This window comes from Hoyosella levis (assembly GCF_026008515.1).
GTDB lineage: Bacteria > Actinomycetota > Actinomycetes > Mycobacteriales > Mycobacteriaceae > Lolliginicoccus > Lolliginicoccus levis.
Genome location: NZ_BQYM01000030.1, coordinates 1 through 948, shown reverse-complemented (window position 1 = coordinate 948; position 948 = coordinate 1). Strand labels below are relative to the sequence as shown.

The following is a 948-nucleotide window of genomic DNA, read 5'->3' as shown; positions in this document are numbered from 1 at the left end:
GTTCATGCCGCAGGTGGTCGGTGTCTTCAGCGACCTCGCCACCACCCCCACCGGCCTGAACCTCACCATCGACATCGACTCCCGCTTCTCCACCCACCCCACCGCGATCAAGCTCGCCACCATCGCCCTCGGCATCCTCGCCACCCTCCTCGCCCTCGCCGCCCTCCACCAGCTCGACACCACCGACGGGCGCCGCCACCGCCGCTTCCTCCCCGCCAGCTGGTGGAGAATCCGCCCCCTCGACGCCATCGTCGCCACCATCCTCGCCACCTGGTACCTCATCGGCGCCAACACCGCCGACGACGGCTACATCCTCACCATGGCCCGCGTCGCCAACGAGGCCGGCTACATGGCCAACTACTACCGCTGGTTCGGCGTCTCCGAGGCCCCCTTCGGCTGGTTCTACGACATCACCGCCCTGCTCGCCCAGATCTCCACCGCCAGCCCCTTCGTCCGCATCACCACCCTCATCGCCTCCCTGCTGTGCTGGTGGATCATCTCCCGCGAGGTCATCCCCCGCCTCGGCCGCCGCGCCCGCACCACCCCCGCCGTCGCCTGGACCGCCGCCGCCGTCTTCCTCGCCTTCTGGCTGCCCTACAACAACGGCCTGCGCCCCGAGCCCATCATCGCCGTCGGCGCCCTGCTCACCTGGATCAGCGTCGAGCGCGCCATCGCCACCCACCGCCTCATGCCCGCCGCCACCGCCGTGATCATCGCCGCGTTCTCCCTCGCCGCCGGCCCCACCGGCCTCATGGCCGTCGCCGCCCTCCTCGCCGGCTCGAGGCCCCTGCTCGCCATCCTCATCAAGCGCGCCCGCGAGCACGGCTGGCTCCCCGTCACCGCCCCCATCCTCGCCGCCGGCATGGCCGTGCTGTTCATCATCTTCTACGACCAGACCCTCGCCACCGTCACCGAGGCCTCCCGCCTCCGCACCGCCATCGGACCCTC

The 948-nt window shown here is 71.3% G+C and carries 1 protein-coding gene; it reads left to right on the top strand.

The features are described 5' to 3' along the window. On the top strand, window positions 1-948 hold a 948-nt coding region (locus QC765_RS16440), incomplete at both ends, for an arabinosyltransferase domain-containing protein (RefSeq protein WP_278315514.1).